Origin of the sequence: Paraburkholderia sp. MM5477-R1 (genome assembly GCF_050436385.1) — a bacterium.
GTDB classification, from domain to species: domain Bacteria; phylum Pseudomonadota; class Gammaproteobacteria; order Burkholderiales; family Burkholderiaceae; genus Paraburkholderia; species Paraburkholderia tuberum.
Genome location: NZ_JBNDMC010000006.1, coordinates 802,931 through 823,620, shown reverse-complemented (window position 1 = coordinate 823,620; position 20,690 = coordinate 802,931). Strand labels below are relative to the sequence as shown.

General features: G+C 59.6%; 15 protein-coding genes and 1 pseudogene. 11 read left to right on the top strand and 5 right to left on the bottom strand.

All coding sequences use genetic code 11. The features are described from left to right. Positions 1-74: 74 nt before the first annotated feature. The gene (locus OKW35_RS22140) at positions 75-1,400 is read right to left on the bottom strand and encodes a hypothetical protein (RefSeq protein ID WP_429553146.1); all 1,326 of its coding nucleotides are present in this window, start codon (positions 1,398-1,400) and stop codon (positions 75-77) included. A gap of 561 nt (positions 1,401-1,961) precedes the next feature. Between OKW35_RS22140 and asnB the strand changes: the two genes are divergently transcribed. From asnB to OKW35_RS22110, 6 genes are all read left to right on the top strand, one after another. After that, positions 1,962-3,794 (top strand): asparagine synthase (glutamine-hydrolyzing), encoded by a 1,833-nt coding sequence (asnB, locus tag OKW35_RS22135; RefSeq protein WP_429553145.1) that lies wholly within the window; start codon positions 1,962-1,964, stop codon positions 3,792-3,794. 298 nt (positions 3,795-4,092) lie between these two features. Continuing rightward, entirely contained in the window at positions 4,093-4,572 is a 480-nt protein-coding gene (locus OKW35_RS22130; protein WP_187614459.1) for a nuclear transport factor 2 family protein, read from the top strand. Positions 4,573-4,631: 59 nt separating this feature from the next. Further along, complete coding sequence (locus OKW35_RS22125) at positions 4,632-4,775, top strand: hypothetical protein (RefSeq protein WP_221307583.1); 144 nt, start codon at positions 4,632-4,634, stop codon at positions 4,773-4,775. Between the two features lie 336 nt (positions 4,776-5,111). After that, positions 5,112-6,491, top strand: coding sequence for an FAD-binding oxidoreductase (locus OKW35_RS22120; protein ID WP_429553144.1), 1,380 nt, complete (start codon positions 5,112-5,114; stop codon positions 6,489-6,491). A gap of 47 nt (positions 6,492-6,538) precedes the next feature. After that, complete coding sequence (locus OKW35_RS22115) at positions 6,539-6,901, top strand: hypothetical protein (RefSeq protein ID WP_429553143.1); 363 nt, start codon at positions 6,539-6,541, stop codon at positions 6,899-6,901. Then, positions 6,898-7,263 (top strand): nuclear transport factor 2 family protein, encoded by a 366-nt coding sequence (locus OKW35_RS22110; RefSeq protein WP_429553142.1) that lies wholly within the window; start codon positions 6,898-6,900, stop codon positions 7,261-7,263. Before OKW35_RS22115 ends, OKW35_RS22110 begins: the two co-directional genes overlap by 4 nt. Positions 7,264-7,584: 321 nt before the next feature. On the opposite strand, the pseudogene OKW35_RS22105 reads toward OKW35_RS22110, so the two are convergent. Continuing rightward, positions 7,585-9,062 (bottom strand): annotated as a pseudogene (locus tag OKW35_RS22105) (methyl-accepting chemotaxis protein). An 852-nt stretch (positions 9,063-9,914) separates the two neighbouring features. Here OKW35_RS22105 and OKW35_RS22100 point away from each other — a divergent pair. Both OKW35_RS22100 and OKW35_RS22095 read left to right on the top strand, forming a co-directional pair. Continuing rightward, positions 9,915-11,573 (top strand): DarT ssDNA thymidine ADP-ribosyltransferase family protein, encoded by a 1,659-nt coding sequence (locus OKW35_RS22100; protein WP_429553141.1) that lies wholly within the window; start codon positions 9,915-9,917, stop codon positions 11,571-11,573. 3 nt (positions 11,574-11,576) lie between these two features. Next, positions 11,577-12,278: a DarT1-associated NADAR antitoxin family protein gene (locus OKW35_RS22095; protein WP_429553140.1), complete on the top strand. Its 702-nt coding sequence runs from the start codon at positions 11,577-11,579 to the stop codon at positions 12,276-12,278. Between the two features lie 469 nt (positions 12,279-12,747). Here OKW35_RS22095 and OKW35_RS22090 read toward each other — a convergent pair whose 3' ends face one another. Continuing rightward, positions 12,748-13,635, bottom strand: a complete 888-nt coding sequence (locus tag OKW35_RS22090; RefSeq protein WP_429553139.1) for an HNH endonuclease — start codon at positions 13,633-13,635, stop codon at positions 12,748-12,750. Between the two features lie 697 nt (positions 13,636-14,332). Continuing rightward, on the bottom strand, positions 14,333-14,866 hold the full coding sequence (locus OKW35_RS22085) for a hypothetical protein (protein ID WP_429553138.1): 534 nt from the start codon (positions 14,864-14,866) through the stop codon (positions 14,333-14,335). A gap of 509 nt (positions 14,867-15,375) precedes the next feature. Between OKW35_RS22085 and OKW35_RS22080 the strand changes: the two genes are divergently transcribed. The 3 genes from OKW35_RS22080 to OKW35_RS22070 all read left to right on the top strand — a co-directional run bounded on the left by OKW35_RS22080 (position 15,376) and on the right by OKW35_RS22070 (position 18,620). Continuing rightward, positions 15,376-15,765, top strand: coding sequence for a VOC family protein (locus OKW35_RS22080; protein ID WP_121322760.1), 390 nt, complete (start codon positions 15,376-15,378; stop codon positions 15,763-15,765). 340 nt (positions 15,766-16,105) lie between these two features. After that, positions 16,106-17,515: a cysteine--tRNA ligase gene (gene cysS, locus OKW35_RS22075; protein WP_429553137.1), complete on the top strand. Its 1,410-nt coding sequence runs from the start codon at positions 16,106-16,108 to the stop codon at positions 17,513-17,515. A 301-nt stretch (positions 17,516-17,816) separates the two neighbouring features. Further along, on the top strand, positions 17,817-18,620 hold the full coding sequence (locus OKW35_RS22070) for a lipid II flippase Amj family protein (protein ID WP_429553136.1): 804 nt from the start codon (positions 17,817-17,819) through the stop codon (positions 18,618-18,620). A gap of 822 nt (positions 18,621-19,442) precedes the next feature. On the opposite strand, the gene OKW35_RS22065 is transcribed toward OKW35_RS22070, so the two are convergent. Then, a complete protein-coding gene (locus OKW35_RS22065; protein WP_429553135.1) occupies positions 19,443-20,423 on the bottom strand; it encodes a hypothetical protein in 981 nt (326 codons plus the stop codon). Positions 20,424-20,690: the final 267 nt, after the last annotated feature.

The window sequence follows — 20,690 nt, the reverse complement described above, 5'->3', positions numbered from 1 at the left end:
CTGTCAGAATTGGGTTGACGTATGGCACTGCGGCGGAACGCAACCCGTCTGCGACCTTCGCTATGGACATCTGATTAGCTTGCATCTGCGTAGCCTGGGTTTGCGCCTGAGGCGGAAGGCTCGCTGCGCCGCGCGCCGTGTGGCCCTACACACGCTTTGACCTCTTCACTCGTCACCTTGCGCATGACCTCCGGCGCCTTTAACGCGCTGACCGGCTTCAACAGGTTCAACACCTCGATAAGCAGTTTATGAATATCAGGATCCTGGTGCGCCGCCTGGGTGACCGCAATATGGTGCTCAATGGATTTCTCCAAATCGGCCGGGCGTTTGCCCCGCGCGTCGGGATAGGCCAGATCCGGCAACGCAGCCAGCGTCCACGGGTTCTCGACAATCGACTCGATCGCTAACAGGAACTCACTGCTGAGTGTGGCAAGCGGATCGGCATCGCCGGCGTGCGCCGCGAGCAGATTTCGCAACACGACAGCTTCCTGCGCGGCGGCGCTCATTCCCTGTCCATAGACCGGATTGAAACGGCACACTGAATCGGCGATCGGGATCAGTCCGCGAGGAAAGTCGTTGGAACTGTCGAAGTGACGCCGCCGACTTTCAGGGAACGCAAACTGTTCGATGTGGCCGTGCAGGGTGGCGTTTTTGATCGCGTGATACACGGTGGCAGTCGGCAGGCTTGCGGCGTAGTCGGCGAATGCGTCGCCGTCGGCGGGCGGCGTGTCTGTGCCTCGTCCTCCGAGTGCCGCGAACCACTTGCCGTCTTCACGCAGAAGCACGATACCCATACGGCTTTCTTCCGGCGCCTTGGGCATGGTGTACATGACCTTCATGTCGGGAGTCGCATCGGGCGCAATCGTATAGACCGCGGTCGAGTAACCGAAGTCGACGCCGATGACCGTCTCCTCAGGCATGGGTCGGCCGGTAGCCTCAAGTAAGTCCAGCGTAGGCTTGCCGCGTCCGGACGCATCGACGACGAGGTCGGCCGGCAATATCTCCAGCTTGCCCCCGCCGGTCTTGTACGAAACCGAAGCGACCGAATTGCCGTCAGGCGTGGCGCCGATGGCGACGACGCGACACCCGTCGCGAAAGACGACGTTCGGGCGTTCATGCACACGACGACGCACGGCAAGCTCGAGCAGCGGACGCGTCATCGTAAAGGTTGCTACACCGAGACTGCGAGCCGGAAACGGATCCTGTCCGGGATACTCAAGGTATACCTCGAGACCCGAGTCGACCGAGTGGGCGCCTGCCTGCACGAGTGTGGATGAAAAACCCGGAAACAGGTCGCACAGTGCCTTGAAGCCGCCGGCAAGCAGCCCATGCGGGTGCTTGCCCTGCGGCACGCCAGGCCGAGGCGTCGAGTCGGACGGAAGCGCATCCCGTTCGAGCACGACGACTTCCCTGAAGTAGTCGGCAAGCGCCTGTGCTGCGGGCAGTCCGCCCATTCCTGCGCCAATGACAACTGCGCGTTCACCTGAAAAACGATTCGGCATCCTAGCTCCTGCGACGTTAATTGGAAGTAAAGCACCTGCTCGGCGTAACGTGCACCACGATGAATTCTTGTGAGCGGGACAGTCCGCGACTCAGCGGACTTAGCTAGAAAACAGCCGTAGCAGTGCCTTTATTCCGTGCAGCGGGAGAAGGGCGCGATGCTGTTTTCAGGGAGCCGTCTACAACAAAGGAAGACTGAGTGCGCCGGAAGACCGTCAAGAAACAGGAGGCGCATGACCGCTTCTGGCCGCTTTTGCAAATGCTCTGTCTCCAGCAGAGTGTCACAACATCGTCAACAGAACCAGACATCTACCTATCCGCCAAATACCGCGGAATTTTCTATCTTGTGAGGTGTTATCCGAGGAAGTAATGCAACCGCTTCGTCTGGACCTGGTTGATTTCAGATAGCTAGATGACGATCGGCCCGTTGCATGTCTTTCAGATTGCAAGGGAGATGCACAATGTGTGGAATCGCTGGCTGGGTAGATTACGAACGCGACCTGAACGAGCAAAAACCGATCATTGAGGCAATGACACGCACGATGGCACTGCGTGGCCCCGACGCACAAGGTATCTGGATCGACCGCCATGCAGCACTCGGTCACCGCAGGCTTTCCGTCATCGATCTGGAAGGCGGGGCGCAACCGATGCAAGCCGCTGAAGAAGGCAACTCGATTGCATGCCTGACTTACAGCGGCGAAGTCTATAACTTCGTTGAACTACGCGACGAGTTGAGAAAGCACGGCCATCGCTTCACGACCAGAAGCGATACCGAAGTCGTGCTGCGGAGCTACCTCGAGTGGGGCGAATCGTTCGTCGATCATCTGGTTGGTATCTATGCGTTCGCGATTTGGGATGCGCGTAAAGAAGAGTTGCTGCTGGTGCGTGACCGTGTAGGGGTGAAGCCGCTGTTCTATCAGCCGTTCGGCCGCGGCGTGTTGTTCGGTTCCGAGCCGAAAGCGATTCTGGCTCATCCGGAAGCTGTCCCACGAGTGGGGCTGGATGGCTTGCGGCACGTGATCAGCATGTTCCGCATGCCCGGCGACGCGGTATACGAGGGCATGCACGAAGTGAAGCCTGGACACGTGCTTCGCGTGTCTCGCAATGGCATCGCCCAACGCTGCTACTGGAAGCTCGAGGGCCACGAGCATACCGATTCGCTAGACGTCACGATCGAAACGATTCGTGGACACCTCGACCGGATCATGCACCAGCAGACGGTCGCCGACGTGCCGCTTTGCAGCCTGCTTTCGGGCGGGCTCGATTCGTCGTTCGTCACGGCGATGGCTGATCGGATATTGCGACAACGAAGCGGCAACGCGGTGCACTCCTATTCTGTAGATTTTGCGGATCATGGCAAGAAGTTCGTCAAGGACGCGTACCGTGACACCGCCGATACGCCGTTCGTGCGTGAATTCGTCAAGCAGGTGAAGACGCGGCACACGGAGGTCGTGTTGAACAATCGCGAGCTCGCGAACATGCAGGTGCGGCGTGCCGTCGTCGATGCGCTCGACTCGGCATGGTTGGGGAGCGATCTGTTCCCATCGCTCTATCTGCTCTTCAAGGCAGTACGCGAGAATTCGACGGTCGCATTGTCCGGCGAGGCAGCCGACGAAGTGTTCGGCGGCTATAGATGGTTCCACACGCCGGAAACCGTCAACCTCGACACTTTCCCGTGGATGCTGGTTGTGCCGTCGACGCTCGACATGTTGTTGTCGCCGGACCTGTCACAGGAGCTTCGCCTGAAGGAGTATGAGGCCGACTGTTACGCCCAGGCACTCCGCGCTGTACCGCATGTCGGCCAGTCCGGCGTCGAGAAGCGTATGCGTGAGATCTGCCACCTCCATCTCGTCAACTGGCTGCCGATCCTGCTGGACCGGAAAGACAGAATGAGCATGGCGGTAGGCCTCGAAGTGCGTGTGCCTTTCTGCGACCACGAACTGATGCAGTATGTGTTCAACACCCCATGGAGCATGAAGACGTTCGATGGACGCGAGAAGAGCCTGCTACGCGCAGCAGCCAGCGACGTCGTGCCGGAAGCCATCCTCACACGCATGAAAAGCCCCTATCCCGCCACGCAAGACCCTGCGTATGAACAGGCGTTGCGTGACGGCATGGACAGCGTGATCTCGAATTCGACGCCGCGCACGGCAAAGACTTTCAACCTGGACGCGGTCCGCGAGCTGATCGATCAACCGCTGAACGAAGTCAGTATTGGTTGGGAACGATCGGACATCGATCACGCACTTGCGATGTCGGACTGGCTGGAAAGGTACAACGTGGAACTCGTATAAGGCGAGGTGGCGCTATGAGATTTTAGCGCCGGATGCGCTCTGCCGCCGTCCCTGCTGGCCAACACAACACGCGCCGATAAGTTCGCCTCGTAGAGGGCAAACAGACGCATCAAGGCTTCGCGGCTCCGATCAAGGGTGCCGATACATGTCATTCGCCTTCGGCAAACACTGATCCGACGTGTGGTCAGTTGCATCGACATGGCGCTTGGGCGTATCGCGAAAGTGAAAGGAGGTCGAGGGAGAGCCCGTGAAGAGGACTGCTTGTATCACCAGCCAATGAAACGTTCAAGGAGAACACATGGCGACTACCCAGGATATCGCTGCACGGATCGATGCACTCGAAAGCCAATTCGCGCTGGACCGGCTCATCGCCGCATACAGTCAGGCGTTCGACAATCGCGATGAGGCACTGCTACGCAGCATTTGGCATAGCGATGCGAGTCTGTTACTGGGCGACGCGTTCGGCAACTGTACCGGTATCGATGCCATCATCGAGTCAGCTCACAAGAACTGGGCGCAGATCCCGTACATGCATCACTGGACGGCCAATCCACTGATCGACATTAACGGCGACCTCGCCACGGGCAAGGTGGCGCTCAACGCGCTGGTTACCCATGCGGAGATGGGGCCGGTCCAGATCAGCGGCCTTTATCACGACCGGTTCGAGCGCCGTGACGGCCACTGGGCATTCACGGAGCGCAGATTCGATTTGCACTACGTGACGCCCCTGCCGAACTGGAAACCGGTTGCCGGAATCGAAGCTGCGTCCCAGTCCTGAGCCGAATAGCCAGGCGGATCACCGGGCCGGATCAACGTCCGGAGCAACTTCGGGCCAGTGTGGAGGACACTCTCCGCAGTCTGGGCGTCGACCAGCTTGCCGTCGCCAATCTGCGCCGCCTGGACGTCGGGCCCGGACTGAAGGCCGAAGGTGATCAGGTCGTCGACCTGGATGACCAGCTGGCTGTGAGTTGCGGCTTTTGATCAATATCTCGGTGACATTCATACGTAAGTCCTACGTACTTTTTGTTGGCAACGCCCAGTACCGCTTATGGAATGACGACAGCCCACAAGGTGTTGTATTGATGTGACCGGTCAACTCACATGCACTTCGAGATTGCAGGCCGCCAATGGACGGGTTCGATTGGTAGAGAAAACTCCCCGTCGTGAAGACCAGCCCATCCGGAACGCTGTCGACGCTGGATTTCGGGAGGTTCGGGTCGAGCCGCTGCTCGGCCCGGATTCGATGATTATCGGCGTCCGGTAGGTACCCCAAATTCGCGAATCAATCGTAACGCGAAATCATACGAGGAGTAATTGATGAGTGTAGCGACCACACATACTGCTTCGGAGCTGACCGCGGCGCGTGAACTGCGCGCCATGATGCAGGGAAGAGTCGTGTTGCGCGGCGACGATGACTATGCTCGCACGCGGCGGATATGGAACGGAGCAGTGGAGAACCAGCCTGCGTTATTTGCAGTGTGTGAGACGTCCGCCGACGTCGAGGCAGCCGTGCGTGTCGCGCGTCGCAATGGCCTGCCGCTCTCGGTGCGCGGCGGCGGGCACGACTGGGCAGGCCGTGCCTTGTGCCCGGATGGACTCGTCATTGACCTCGCCAGGATGAGGCAAGTAGTCGTGGACCCGCACTCGCGAGTCGCGACAGTCGCAGGGGGCGCCACGACCAAGGACCTGGCCGTGGCCGCCGGCTCCCACGGCTTAGTCGCGGCATTGGGCAACTGCGGTGCAGTCGGCGTAGCCGGCCTGGCCCTGGGTGGTGGCTATGGCCCTCTCAACGGTCGATACGGTTTGGCAGCGGACAACCTGCTTGGCGCTGATGTGGTGCTTGCGGATGGGCGGCTCGTGGCCACCGGTCCCGATGAGGAGCCGGAGTTGTTCTGGGCGATCCGAGGCGGTGGCGGCAACTTCGGCGTGGTTACGTCTCTGCGGTTCCGTCTGCACGAGATGCGTCACATGCTCGCGGGGCCAATTGTGTATTCCTGGAGCGAGGCCGAATCGGTGCTGCGCCGCTACGCGGCCTTTGCGGCCACCATGCCTGACGAACTCGGTGTATCTATGGGAATGCCGTCCGGCCCGGATGGCCAGCCCACGCTATTGTTGTTGCCGCTTTGGAATGGCGACAAGCACAGGGGCGAGCAGGTCATACGTGACTTGCAAGCCCTTGGTACACCTCAGCTTGCCCAGGTCGGGCCGACGACCTACGGCGACATGCTTGCCTTGTTCGACGCGGCGGTGGATGCGGCAGACGGCTGCCATTGGGAGACCCGGACGCGCTCACTGCCCGTGCTCACGCCCGGTGCCGTCGATGCGATCATCACGGCGGTCGCCCGCAAGACGTCGCCCTATTCCATGGTCAACTGGCACCACGCCCGCGGCGCGGCCACGCGTATCGCTGCAGAGGAGATGGCTTTCGGCTTGCGCTGGGAACATTTCATGGTGGAGATCATCGCCGGTTGGAAGCCCGACGCGGGTAACGGCGCGGAGCACCGGCAATGGGCGCAGGAGCTTTGGGAAAACCTCGCCCCCTTTGCGTTGCCAGGCGGCTACGCCAATTTCCTGGTACCACGTGATCAAGAACAGGTTCGGGATGCCTACGGCAGCAACGGTGCCCGGCTGAGATCCTTGAAGCGCCGTTTCGATCCCGACGGCGTGTTCGCCTCCGCCATTCCGTTGCCCGACTAGCATGGATGTCCCAAGAGCGCCCGACAACCAACTAAAGGGAGAACGTTATGAATATCGCGGAGAAGACAGTCTTGATCGCCGGCGCCAACCGCGGCGTCGGTGAGGCCCTTGTCAAAGAAGCTCTCAATAGAGGAGCGAAAAGAGTTTTTGCGGACACTCGGGGCGCACTTCCAAATACTGACCCACGCGTGACGGCGCTGACGTTGGACGTAACCAACGCTTCGCAGATCCAGGTTGAGCATTCTCTTGCCCACCTACGGCTGCAAGCCCTGGCGCCACCTCTGGTGCCGCTTGCGCAAGCGGCAAGAACGGAAGCAGAATCGTCCGCACGTGCGGCGCAACGGCGCGGCCTGCAGCAAGACAAGTGGCCGCGCGAGCGGCTGGCATACTTTCACCGGAGGCAACAATGACGCTCGACGAAATCGTGGGCGCGTATTGCGCCGCATGGAACGAGAAGGACGAGGTGGCGCGCACCGCTTTGCTGGAGAAATCCTGGGGCGATAGCGGCGTCTACGAGGATCCGACGAGTGCCGTTCCGCCAGGCCGCGCAGCGCTCCATGCCCATATCGCCGGCTTCCATCGGGCCTATGCGGGCGCAAGACTCGTTCGCACCAGCAGGGCCGACCAGCACCATGGCAAGATTCATTTCACCTGGCAGATGATGTTGCCCGACGGAACCGTTGCCGTCGACGGGCGCGATTTCGGCGAACTCGACACCACGGGACGCATTGCCCATATCGTCGGCTTCTTTGGCCCGCCCCCGGCGCTGTGAGGACGGCCGCGCGCTTTTCTCGTGTGCGGTGCCTCATCCGGCCTTCAGCACCACCCGCTCGATGTCCTGAACGATGACTGGAATAGCCGATCACGACCGGCGCTACGATGGACCGCGTACGCGGGTGCTTTGACCGCCCAGAATGTCGGGCCAATGACTCGCGCCAAGACGCGGACATCCTGGCGTCGCCTCTGCCAAGGAAGCCGCCGTACAGGTGGCGCCGGTTTCTATGTCCGTAGTGGGTCGCAAGGTGACGGTCCAAAAAAACGCGCAGACGTGCCATGAAACGCGAGGTTCGCCGCGAGATTGCGGCGCGCGTCCTTACGCGAACACTGCGCGGTGCTGCGCCGAAGCCGGCGCGAGCTGTGCACCGCCGTTAGCGTCAGCGTCCCCCACCTGAAACGCCGCGGCCGCGCGTTGCAGACTCATCGCCTGCTCCTTCAGCGACTGTGCCGCGGCCGCCGCCTGCTCGACGAGCGCCGCGTTCTGCTGCGTCATGCTGTCCATCTGCGTGACCGCGAGATTCACCTGGTCGATGCCGGAGCTTTGTTCCGCCGCGGCCGCAGCGATTTCCTGCACGACACCGGTCACACGCATGATCGCGTCGCGCGCTTCGTCAATCGTCGAGCCGGTGTTTTCGACCAGCGTTGCACCACTGCCGACGCTGCCCACCGCCTGGTCTGGAATGCGATGCCCTCGATCGTCGCTATGATCTCGACCATGCGACCCGATTCGTTCGAGATCCCCTTCATCGCCGCGACGGCCTGCGTGACCATGTCGCCGCCGCGGTTCGCGATTTTCGCGGCGCCGGCCGCAAGCTCGCTGGCAGTGCGCGCGTTGTCTGCAGTCTGGCGGACCATCGCCGTCATCTGCTCCATGCTCGACGCCGTTTCCTGCAACGACGCCGCCTGGCTCTCGGTGCGCGACGACAGGTCCGCGTTGCCGTTCGCGATCTCGTTCGCGCTGCACGCGACGTTGTCGGACGCATGCTTGATCTGGCAGATGGTACCCGTCAGCGCGTCGCGCATCCGCTGCATTACGTGTAGGAGGCTCGACGTGTCGCCGTTGCGCGTGCGGATCGCCACCGTCAGGTCGCCCGATGCGATCGCGTCCGCCACGTTGGCCGCATAGGCCGGATCGCCGCCGACCATGCGCGCGATGCTGCGGTTCGTCACCGCGACGAGCGTCACGAGGACCGCGGACACGGCCACGAAGATCGCGCCGATCAGCCACAACGACGCCATGAACGCAGCGTCGATGTCGTCAACATAGGCGCCGGTTGCGATGATCCAATCCCACGGCGCATAGCGCACCACGTAGCTGATCTTGCCGACCGCCTGTGTCGACGCCGCGCCTGAATGCGGGAACACGTAGTCGACGAAGCCGCCGTCCGGCGCCTGTGCGGTCGACGCGAACGTCACGTAATGGTGACGGCCGTCGGCATCGGCGCTGCCCGCGAGGTCCTTGCTTTCGAGTGCCGGCTTGATCGGATGCATCACCATCTGCGGCTTCGAATTGATCACGAGGAAGTAGCCGTCTTCGCCGTAGCGGACGCCGCGCAGGCGTTCGAGTGCCTGCTTGCGGGCATCCGCCTCCGGCAACGCGCCGCTTTGCGCCAGCGCCGCATACTCCGTCACGATGCTGAGTCCGACGTGCGCGATGTTCGTGAGGTCGTGCTTACGTTCTTCGATGCGCGTCTCGCGCGACTGCCACGCCGCCGATACGGAGACGGCGAGCAACGCGACGAGGCTGATGATCAACGGCAGCCAAAGCTTCTGCGTAAAACTGAGCTTGTGCATCCTGAGTCCTCGTGCAAATGAATGGAAACCGCGCAGGGCTGCCGTGCGAAGTGGCATGTGTATAGGCGCGCCGTGTGGCGCCGGCGGACTGTCCGGCGGCCATCCAGGTGGTTCCTGCTCGAGTTATCGGCGGATACGAGCGAAAGTTTCATCCCGTGAAACCCTCGGTTACCACCTTGCCAAGGCGTATCGGAGGGCCCTTGTGCGTCGGCTCCCACGGAGCGTCATCAGGCACCAGCCGGCCATCAAGGGTCATTCGGCTGCATTCTCGCAATTGTCAACAATCGATGCGGTGCCCATTGACAGGGCCGGTACCGCTGCCTGAAAGCGCAACGGCACAACACAAATGCGCGGAAAGTCTGCCGCGCATCGCCGCAGGCCAGCCCACGCGCGTCGCGTGGGCGAATGCACAGGTAGATACGCTCTAACGTCGATCGGCGCACTCCATCGTCACGCACTTGCGGAACGCGGCTATTGCGTCGAACGGTTGTGAACCCACGCGCATGCGCTGGGCCGGCAGTTGCTGCGTCGTTTGGCGCGTCGATCTGGCCTAGCTATGCGCTGCGAAAGCCGCGTGCGCTCGGCGTGACGCCCGGCAATTCGGTCGCTCTGATCCTTGCGTTCGCGGTGGCCGGTCTATCGTGCGCCGATGCGCACGGCGAATACTGCGCGACGGCGGAGCGAAATCTAGGTGACTCAACGCTGCTCATTCAGATGGCATCGACCTCGCGGTGGTGACCCTAAGTTTTGCCGCATTTGCTTACAGGGTCTGGACTTGAAAGCTTCGGGTAATTAGACTTCCCCGCGCATTCGTTGATGGAAAGAAAACAATAGGGCCACTCGGGGGTAGATGTGTCGATCCTGCTTTATCAGTTGCTAATCGCGGGCAGCCTGCTCGCGGTTCGGGTACTCGCGTCGGACAGGTTGCTGCCTGCGTGTCTGATCTGGAGTGCGCTGACGCTGTTTAACGTATTCTGGCCGCCGCTGATCGTCATTCAGTTGATGGTGATCTGGGTCACATATGGACTGCTTCAGCCTGCCGAAAAGAAGGCGACGTCGGACAAAACCACTGCTCCTGCCTCCCGGTCTGCCGGAGCGAGGGCATTACCCGGTAAGCCCGCCATCAACCGCCGGCCCGTCACGTTTTCGACGCCCGAGCCGCTGCGTCCGATATCGCAACCCGCCGCACAGAGCGCAGCACCGGCGGCGCCATTGCTCGCGGCGACATTCACACAGTGGGACGATAGTGAGGCGCGGGCGGAAGCCGTTCGGTCAGCGAGCGCGCCGCTGCTTGCAATCTGCTTTGAAGAGAGCACGCGTATCGAACACGCGCTGGAGCTCGCCCTGTCCCGCGTCGAGCGCGAAACCAGAGCGGCTCGGGACCCGCAGTTTGCGGCGCTTTTCGAATTCCATCGTGCGCAAGCACGCGAACGGGTGGTTCGAGCTATAGCGACAGTGCACGGCGGAGTGCCTCAGCCGATGCTGCGAAAGATCGTGTGCGGCGATCTGGGCGTCATCCCCGATCACCCGGATGCACGGGTGCGGGACGCCATCCGTGGCAAGGTCGAAACGGAGATTGCTAGCTACGCGGAGCTTCTCGACAACCTTGTTCGGTCGTTTCGCAAGCCCGGCATGAGGCCGGTCTTCGAACGGTGCCTAGCCGAACTGAAGGCGGAGGATTTGCTGGTACGCATCGCATGCTTCGGTGTTGAAGGTGTCGACTGGCGCAATGTCGCCGATCTTCGCGTTTGGCAGACGCGCGCCGGCGCGCCGATTGAAGCGCGCAAGCCATCCTCATCCCCGCATGTGGGCGGGACCAAGCGAATGACCTTCGGGACGGTGCTCGGAGACGACGGCCCACGCCGCGCACGGATCTCCGCGCAGTTGGAACCGGCCGTAAAAAAGCGCGGGATTCCAAGGCTGGTCCATTTCACGCGTGCCGCGAACCTCGAATCGATTGTCAGACACGGCCTGTGTTCCATTATGGAGGCAAAACTGTTTGAGCTAGATCCGAAGGTCAATGACAAGCAGCGGCTCGACGGCCTTCCATGGGGTGTCTCGCTCTCAATTGCGTCACCGAATCACAAGATGTTCTATAAATACCGCATGCTCGATCAGCAGGAGGAATGGGCCGTGTTACTGATTGATCCTGCCGTACTGTGGAAAAACGATTGTGCGTTCTATGCGCGCAACGCCGCCGACCATCGAATGCGCGGGTTGCCATCTGCCGGACAGAAAACCCTGCGTGCGTTCGAGGCGATGTACGAGCCGCTCGAAGGCGTGCCGTCGAGAGAGGCGCAGCGCCTGAGCCCATTCGATCCAACCGATCCACAAGCCGAAGTGCTGGTGTTCGACCGAATCGAGCCGGGCCTGATCCAAGGCGTTGCATTCGACAGCGCAGCGGTGCGGGCGGTCGGCGCGCGTTTCATCGGCACGCGCGAAGCCAGGCTTTATGCGAAAGGAAAAGGCCCGTTCGGCACGCGGGAATTCGATAACGGACCGAGAAACTGATTCATGGCGACACGTCCTGTGTTTATCCCCGAGTTCGACGGCCCGCTTCTGGTGCGTACCGAAAACGTGGAGTTCAAATGGTCCGCCGGGCTGGCGGTCGCGCAGAAACAGCGTTCGATTGATGCGCTACACGCCAGTGCGCAAGAGCAGTGCGGTCTGGGCGCAATTCTCGAAGTCTCCAGCAAATCGCGGCAGACGGTTGGTACGCAACTGAGCGCATTCAATCTTGCGATCAGAACCGACGCTCATCCGGATGGACTGAGCGTCGAATGTGCGTTTCAGGGCAGCAAGGTGTTCGAAAAGGGCGGCCCGTATTGCGATATATTTGCGATGACGTCGCGCGATGCGAAGCGCGATGCGCGCTTGCAGCATTCGGGCCACCTCATCGGCTTTCGCTTCGACGAGGTCGACTGGCCCTTGCAGCCGCGCACCGCTTTCTATGACTGGCTTTACCTATTGGCACTGTCGCAGCACGACGGATGGCTCGATAGGATTGCCGGCTACCATGCGTTTACCGACATCGAGTTTAATCCCGGACGCTCGATCAACTGCCAGGCGTATGCGCTCGCACTGTATGCATCACTTGCAGCGCGCGGCCAGTTAGAGGCGGTCGCGCAGGGACGGGATGCGTTTATCGGCGTGGTCGGCGGCCGCCCGGTCAGTCACACGGCGCAGGACAGTATCCAGCAAGGCTCTCTGTTCTGACGCATCGCGCCTCGAAGCAAACACCCCGAGCAAAGTCAGACGGATACTTTTTGACAACCATTACATCGCCGCGTCCGGACGGCCCGAACACTGTACGCGCGTTTTCAGAAAAGCGTCGGCTTCAATCGTTCATTGCTGTCAAGTCTCGGGTTCTCTCCCGGTACACGGACGAAGGGATTACAGGATTCAACAGGAGAAAGCTACCAAGGGTTGAGAGGACTTGATAGTGGTAGGAAAAACATTACCGTACGGGCTGCGCTGGCTCACTTCGTCGCGAGACTGCGTTCCGTGGGGCGACGGAATGTCCGTTTTCGAGAGCGCTGAATGTCCCTTGTGGGTCGGCCAGAGAAGCTCGCCGGCCGACGCGATCAGCGGTGATCCGCGCATCCAACGAACTTCCGGGGTCGGCCACAAGTGGACCTTCGACGAGATGACCAAATTCGTTGACAGTCTCACTCTATAGGTGCTTTCAGTCCCCGCTCGATTCCATGATCATCCATGCACACCGTGCCTCATGGTGGCGAAGCGAAGCCTCCGCTGGCCTATTTTCTTGCGATTTTGGCGGTCTCAAACGACGACCTTCGTAACATCCGTACTCAGAGTCCTTAAGGTCATCGCAAAGATGAACGGTGTGGGTTCGCGAATCAATTCGGAACATGTGCAGATCGAATAGCTTGTGCAAATCAGCCCTCAGAAGCAAGCCGTTCGTGACGTCGTTTGTGTGTACGCCACGGTACGGCACGATGTGGGCCGCCTCCAGCAGCGCTTCCACATTACAACCCGTGATGACGCATTCACCCGAATATTCATCGAGCAAGGAACGCCGAAATTTAGGCTGGCCCTCTCTTTGCACCAAAGCTGCCATGACTCGGCGCCGAGCGTCCTCGCTCGGATCAAACATACCAGCGGATGCCACGCTTATCCGCGCCGTGTCCAGTTCGACGGAGTCGGGAAGAGCTACCCGTCTCGGGCGCAATTTTCCTTCTCCGACCTCGGCGAGCTCCCAAACGCCATGCACGGCGGGCTGATACTCGGTGAATCGAACGCCGCGCCCTTCGCCGATTCGCACGAGCCTGTCGTATTTATTGCCAGAATCGGTCGTTCGTGTTTTGGAGTTCACCCCGTGATTTCCGCGCGAGTTGCAGTTGACGGAAAGCACCGACAAGTCAGGGCTTAGATTCTTTAAAGCGAAGTCGGGGATTCGCTCGACTATGTAGTCGCCAACCTCGGTCGAGGATACCGGTCGGCCCATAGCAAGTACGGCATCGAGAACGATTTCCCAGGTGGGCTTCGGGCCATAACGATATCTTCGGGGCGCTTTCGTCTTTGCGACTTCTGATGACATTTCCCAACCCATTTTCAGTTTTCGTACATACTGCGTCGACACAAAGCATAGCTCACCACGTCATCGACGCGGTTGAATGGCAGCTATGGAGCGCGGCGACAGTCCGTAACGGGTCGACCCGAGCCAGTCGTCGCCCGGCTCAGTCCGGCCACAAACCGACTTTCACATGCGTCGTTGCTCGGACGTTCAAGCGCCGGCTGCGCCCCGTAACCGGCCATCCGGTCGCAAACGACGAACGTTCGCTCATAGGCCGCAATGTAGGCTGTTCAGTAGCTACGTTTTATCCGTTTTAGTAACCGCCGCCAACGTATCTGCCATTGGGTGCCAACTGCGGCCTCCCACCGACGTATGAGCCGTCGGGTGCCATCGTCGGGGTGCCGCTTACGTATGACCCGTCCGGCGCCATGGTCGGGCGTCCGCCGACGTAGGAACCATTCGGCGCCATCGTTGGTTTCCCACCACCTACGTAACTGCCATCAGGTGCCATCGTCGGGGTTCCATTGACGTATGAACCGTCAGGAGCCATCGTCATCTGAGAGAAAGCATACGGGGGGGCAGCAAGCATTCCTAGAGCGGTAAGCGACAACAAGATCTTCATGAACTCTCCGTTCTGTAGATGGCTTTTGATTCCACGAGCATGATAGTGAATTGCCACTGTGCAGACATCGGCAATATGATTATCCGTGTAGCGATACGATTAACGTCCGCGTCATTTTAGTGGAATACCCTTCGTTGCATAGATTACCCAGTCATAATTTTCGTTGAAGTGATCCAGCCCCGCTAAGTCCGAGACATTCACAACAAATGCTCTTGATTGATTTGCCTTAATTATCTGAGCCAGACCGGGTTCGCCAAGTTCCACGACTATGGCGCCCTGCGGAAGGGGCTCATTGAAAACATCCACCACATAAGACTTTATGGACGGCGCTTTCTTGTTAATGAAATACAATTTTATTTCGGTGATATCGTAAGGCAGCGTGTTTTCCAATTTAATTAGAAACTTGGTCCCTTTGTCGCCATAGCCAGTGTTGTAGTTGCCACTGAAGGCGTTTACTTGACGCAAAGTACTAACCTTGTCAGGGATATCGACGGAGGTTTTCCCGATGCACGCCCTTTCGATCGCAAAGACCATCTCCTTGGTCTTGGCACCCTTCATGTTCTGCAGGATGCAGTCGTCGTAGGGGTTCGCAAATGCCGTCGAGGAAAAACCCAAAGCAAATATTGTGGTTATCAGTAGCTTCACTCTTCGTCCCCCCTCGCTTTTTGTTTAATCGCTCTTGCGCTTGGTCAAGCGAATCTATCGCGTCTGAGCGATCCACTGCGTCACCAAGCGCACATACGGAACAATTTAACAGCACGCAACACGTACGTTACAACACACAGCTTTACACTAACGGATACTCAATGACTGGCGAGAACGGTTACAACGGGAAACGCCCTTCGCCTCCTGCAGACGACGGTCACCTTAGTCTGACTGACCGTCGCCTCGCACCTGGAAAAGGCACATGGATGACCGCTGTTTCCAGTGAGCTGCGGTCGAGGGGACTCGGCCTCGAGCGGCGGCACCGGGTCGGCTGCGGAAGTTCGAAGCCGACTGGGGTTCGAGCAAGCCACGCTCGACTTCGAGCTTCCGGGTTCGGCCACAACCGGTCACTCGGCAAAGCGGCGAGAATTGGCGACAATTTTCGTTCGACGTATCCTTGAGGATCGATGTTCTGACACTCTTGGCCAACGACCCGATAACAAAGCCCGATGCAATCACATCTCAGAATCGCCAGGCCTGTCAGTGACCTTTCGCGGGCAGAAAGCATGTATTGCGCCGCGCTCAGCCTGGTTGTGCTGGCAAAATTTCAAGACCATCAGGGGTTCGATGGGGTGATGCTCGGACGTTCCGGCATGGACTATCACTTCGAGTTCACACAGTGCCGCGAACATCCGGTAGCGCCAACACCGACACGTGAGGATTTGCTGGTGTTTTACGCCCCGGATCGAGTTGAGTGGCGGTCGACTTGCGATCGCCTCGCCGAGAGCGGATTTGTTTGCGTGACGTCGCTCAACCCTTATTGGGATGTGTCAGGTAGAACATTTGAGGATCACGACGGCTATCGAATCGTTTTGCAAAACTCGGCATGGTCCTCATGATGCATGCGTAATGCAATTCGACGCCAGCTCGACCGCTTTGCAGCAAGTCGCCCGGTCGCGTAAAAGGCAAACTCCGGCCACAAGCCGTCACTCGACAGTGGCTCTCGAAAGCGGCCGCTCACTGACATTGACCTAAGGAGCGGCAGGCTCTAACATGCCTTTCATGCTCGCTTACGCCCATTACCCCTCGCGCCTCGTTCACGCATGCTGTCACGGCCTGCCAGGGGGAGCTTGCGTCTAGCGCGCCAATCTGCGTCACGTCCGAGCCTCAACTGGCCACCCGTTGCGAAACCGGTGGCCTTTTTGTTTTTCACGATCGCTCCACCACGCGAAAATTCCAATGCCACTCGTCCTATATGACACCTGGTCGCGCGCCGTGCGCCCCTTCAAGCCGATACAACCCGATCACGTCGGCCTGTATTGCTGCGGGCCTACGGTGTACGACCACGCGCATATCGGCAATCTGCGGACCTATGTGTTCGAAGACGTGCTCCGACGCGTCCTGATGCTAAACGGCTACCCCGTACAGCACGTCGTCAATATCACCGATGTCGGTCACTTGGTCTCCGATGCCGATGAGGGCGAAGACAAGATGGAGAAAGGAAGCCGCCGAACGGGAGAGTCGGCATGGGCGATCGCCGAGCGTTATACAGAGGCTTTCCTGGCCGACTGGCGAGCGCTTAACTTGCTGGAGCCTTCGGTCTGGTGCCGCGCAACCGACCATATCGCGGATCAGTTCGCCTTCATTGTCACCCTTGAACGCGCCGGTTACACGTACCGGACCGCAGATGGCGTGTACTTCGACACCAGCAAGCAGGACGATTACGGCTTTCTGGCTCGCCTCGACCATGAGGGCCTGCAAGCCGGCAAGCGGGTTGCACTAGGCGAGAAAAAGCGCGCCACGGATTTCGCGCTATGGAAATTCAGCCCCGCTGATTCCCGCCGCCAGATGGAATGGGACAGCCCTTGGGGACGCGGCTTTCCCGGCTGGCACATCGAGTGCTCGGCGATGTCGGCCAGGTACCTGGGGTCCTGGTTCGATATTCACTGCGGAGGTGAAGACCACATCGCCGTGCATCACAGCAACGAAATCGCGCAGACGCAAGCCGCGCACGGTACCCGGCTCGCCAACTTCTGGATGCACGGCCATTTCCTTACACTGGACGCTACGAAAATGTCCAAGGCGGGCGGTGACTTCCTCCGCCTGCAGACACTGGTCGACCGCGGAGTCGATCCGCTGGCGTATCGCTACCTGTGCTTGACGGCGCACTACAGAAGCTCCCTGCGTTTCAACTGGGATGCGCTTGAAGCCGCAATGGTCGCGCTCGACCGGCTACGCAACGTCTATGCGAGTTGGCCCACCGGTGGTACGGCGGATGAGCGTTTTGTCGCCCGGTTCAACGCTGAGGTCAATCAGGATCTGAATCTACCCCGCGCACTAGCCGTGCTGTGGGATCTGGTGAGGAGCGATTTGCCTCCTGCCACGCGACGGGCCACCGTTGACAGCTTCGATTCGGTACTTGGGTTACGACTGCCCGATTGGCAGCCGGACAAGCGGGATATCCCGGCAGACATTGCTGCGTTGGCCGAGCAGCGCGAAAAGGCGCGCGCCAACAGGGACTGGGACCAAGCGGACCGCCTACGTGACACATTGAGAGCCTTCGGATGGCAAATCGAAGACGGTGAGCGCGGGCAACGACTGATCCGGACTGTCAAAGGAACGACGATACTTGGGGACGGCTGCGTATGACGCTCGAAAGATTGGCGGCTCTGTGCGTCCTATGCGCTATGCGGGGCGCACAACGCGGGCGAGATGGCAACGGCTCGGCGCGACCGGTTGAACGTCTGCTTCGCGTGCGATCGACGGCCCGCTCCTGGTCGCTTTATGCCTTTTGCATGAGGCGCACACCGCAGACGATCGTTGTGCTCTGTCGCGGGACGCAGTGCGGCAAATTTCGGACTTTCGGTATCGACCGTCTATTTGGTGACAATCGAACCGGGCGGTGGCGCTCCGGTAGACTTCAACTCCTGCCCAACCTTGCCGGGATTGCATGGACACCCAGCTTTTTATCATCTGCGGACTTACATTCGTAATTCACGTTATCGCGACACTGGCTTACGCTGTGCGGATCGCGGGTGTTCGCACTCGGCGTATCGCTGTGTCGTTTTCTCTGTTCGGAATCATCGCCCTTGTCTCCCGCACGGCGAACTCCTTTCAAGGGCCGTTCATAGCTAAGCGCGTCGAGCTTGATATCGCTCGGCATCTTGAGGGTGGCCTGCTCGGTGACTTTCGGCTCTTCCTGATTACCGCGACGGCGGCAAGCATAGTCGGCGCGTTACTGATCCCAACGTTCCAGCGCTATTTCAGTCGCGCCGTCGAGCACTTCCAGGCTAATCGTTCATTGTCACGCCTGTTGCTCCACATTTTTAGCCGTGGCGGCATCAACTATCTGCGGGACGGCGCGCGGGTTCCGTCGCGCCAAAACATCGCCCAGCTAGCGAGCGGTACCGGTGTCTCCGCGACGGTGATAGTTCTCAATATCTTCGCCACGGCGATCTGGACTGTCGGCGTTTTCGCGTCGCTCTACGCGGGATACCTCAAGCCAGATTTGCGCGTGACGTGCGCCAATCTATCGTCGGTCATTAATGGCTTTGCGACCGTAGTGTTAGCGGTGGTCATTGACCCGCAGGTTTCCGTCATGACGGACGACGTCATCGAAGGCCGAATCCCCGAAAACACCTTCCGGCGAGCGATCACTACCCTTGCCGGGGCGCGTGTTCTCGGGACTGTGTGTGCACAAATAATGCTCGTACCGGCCGCGCTCATTATCGTACGCGTCGCCGAGCTGATTTAGAGCGCAGTGTGCCATCCTCGGACGCGGTGATTGACCGATCACGGCGATAGTAAGGCCGCTCCGGGATTCGTTAGCGCCGGCATCAGTCAGGCTCGATCCGGCCATGAAGTGTCATTCGCCACTATTGTCGAACAGAGGTTCAGACGTCGGTTCTCCAATCGCATGCGGCCATTGGCCTCCCGAACACGCACGCCTATCCTCCCGAGTGCTTTGTTCCGGGATGGTACGCGAGCATCTCGGCGTAGCTATCCGCTGCACTCGTTGTGTTGGTACTCGCCTGGATAATGTCGTACTTCTGGCGCATGGACGTCATATGCGGGACTGCCTCGCATGGCGTTCCTTCGTCGGACGCCAGACCGATAGTGCGAGACAAAAAAGGGGACTCCCAGGTTCGACAGTGCGTGTCAAAGCGGTCAGGGCCAGCCCGTCGCAACAATCTCTTCAGTCCTTCGGTGAGTCATCATGATCCGCCGTGCCGCCTTGCCGCCCTTCCCTGACGTCCGGGTTCACGTTGGCTGTCCCGTTGTTGTTTCCAATGGTGAGCGCTATTGGCAACGGATTTTCGATCCCGCTAAGGTGACAGTCCTCACCCTTGACTGATAGCCTGTAGGGCCCAAGGTTCGTTCCCTCCAGGAAAACAGTCAGCCTGGTGTGATGGTGCCCGCGAAAAAGTACCTGTTTCCCTGTGAACCCTTTTGCTGCAGTGAGCCAGCGGGAATTGTCAGCGTCAGGCCTCCGACTGTCAGCGTCGTCGACTGTGTCTGCGGCGTTAGCGCACTCGCTGTGGCCGCAAGCGTGAACGTCGCGTCGAATGCGAACGCCTTAGACCTCGGTGCGAGCTTGACTTTCGGTGCGAAGGAGGCAAATTGTAGTGCTCCAGCGGGGATCGCTATAGATACCGAGAAGGTTCCCGCGGTAAGGGAGATGGATCCGACGGACGCTAGGGACGTAGTGTCGATGTTCGCCAACAATCGGAGAGCTCTCACTGGTCACAAAAAGCGTTTTGCCATCCGCTGAAAGACCTAGCGCTTGAGCCCCGTCATTGTAGGATACTTGGGTATGCAGAGAGTTTGAAGTCAAATCGATTACGTAGATCGTGAGGGCGTACCGGGCTGCCTCATACAAGGTTTTGCCATCCGCGGAGATTACCCCGTACTGCGCATAGGGAAGGTTCTGGATGGCTCCCACGAATGTGTTGGCCGATGTATCCAGAATCAGTACCCCCCTGTCGCACGCAAGATATGCCAGAGGTGCGGTCGGGGACATGGCGATATTTGCACACCTCGTCTGGGGTGATGGAATTTGTGTGACCGCAAAGGTCGTTGTATCGACGACAACGAACGACCCATAAACCGGACTTGTGGCACTGACGAACAACTTCTTGCCGTCAGGGGTGAGACCGATGTTGGCGGCATCTTCCAGTCCAGTGGGCACGACCCTGGTTACCGTGTTCGTCGAGGTGTCGATGACGCTCACGTCAGGGCTGGTTTCGGAAGAGGCATAGGCCCATTTTCCGTCCGGAGAAACAACAACCTGTTCTGGCAAGGGCGCCTGAGGTTGAGCAATAACTGTTCGAGATGCGGTATCAAAGACGTAGATCAGGTTGGGGTAAGCCCCGACGTATGCTCGCGAACCGTCGGGACTGAGTGCAACGCCGTAAGGCGAACTGATCGCGGATAGAGTCGTCAGAACGGTGTTTGTTGAGGTGTCGGCAATCGCGAGGCCGCTCGAAGTCGTAATGTATGCGAGTTCTGCCTGTACCGGGTCGGATATTGCGGAAAATCCCAAACCCACGACAACCATGCATGCAGCTAATCCGCGGGGCACATCACGTGCAAGACGATATGAACACATTTCCCACCTCCGGCTGTCGGATTCGCCGGATGCTTTGGCGCATCGGGGCGAAAGGCGCGAATAGCTAGGTTCAATGACCATCGTGGTTGGCAAGGCTTGCGGTCGGACGGACGGCGAACGTGACTTGAACGCCACGGGTGTCGAGGACAGGCCAGTTAGCGAACTGCTCATGGCGAGCCAGATGCATGCGCGACTGCAGTCGACGCAGTGCGCGTC

Coding starts and splice junctions, on each gene's coding strand:
- asnB (WP_429553145.1), top strand. CDS start 1,962: ATGTGTGGAATCGCTGGCTGGGTAGATTACGAACGCGACCTGAACGAG.
- OKW35_RS22130 (WP_187614459.1), top strand. CDS start 4,093: ATGGCGACTACCCAGGATATCGCTGCACGGATCGATGCACTCGAAAGC.
- OKW35_RS22120 (WP_429553144.1), top strand. CDS start 5,112: ATGAGTGTAGCGACCACACATACTGCTTCGGAGCTGACCGCGGCGCGT.
- OKW35_RS22115 (WP_429553143.1), top strand. CDS start 6,539: ATGAATATCGCGGAGAAGACAGTCTTGATCGCCGGCGCCAACCGCGGC.
- OKW35_RS22110 (WP_429553142.1), top strand. CDS start 6,898: ATGACGCTCGACGAAATCGTGGGCGCGTATTGCGCCGCATGGAACGAG.
- OKW35_RS22095 (WP_429553140.1), top strand. CDS start 11,577: ATGGCGACACGTCCTGTGTTTATCCCCGAGTTCGACGGCCCGCTTCTG.
- OKW35_RS22090 (WP_429553139.1), bottom strand. CDS start 13,635: ATGGGTTGGGAAATGTCATCAGAAGTCGCAAAGACGAAAGCGCCCCGA.
- OKW35_RS22080 (WP_121322760.1), top strand. CDS start 15,376: ATGCAATCACATCTCAGAATCGCCAGGCCTGTCAGTGACCTTTCGCGG.
- cysS (WP_429553137.1), top strand. CDS start 16,106: ATGCCACTCGTCCTATATGACACCTGGTCGCGCGCCGTGCGCCCCTTC.
- OKW35_RS22070 (WP_429553136.1), top strand. CDS start 17,817: ATGGACACCCAGCTTTTTATCATCTGCGGACTTACATTCGTAATTCAC.
- OKW35_RS22065 (WP_429553135.1), bottom strand. CDS start 20,423: ATGGTTGTCGTGGGTTTGGGATTTTCCGCAATATCCGACCCGGTACAG.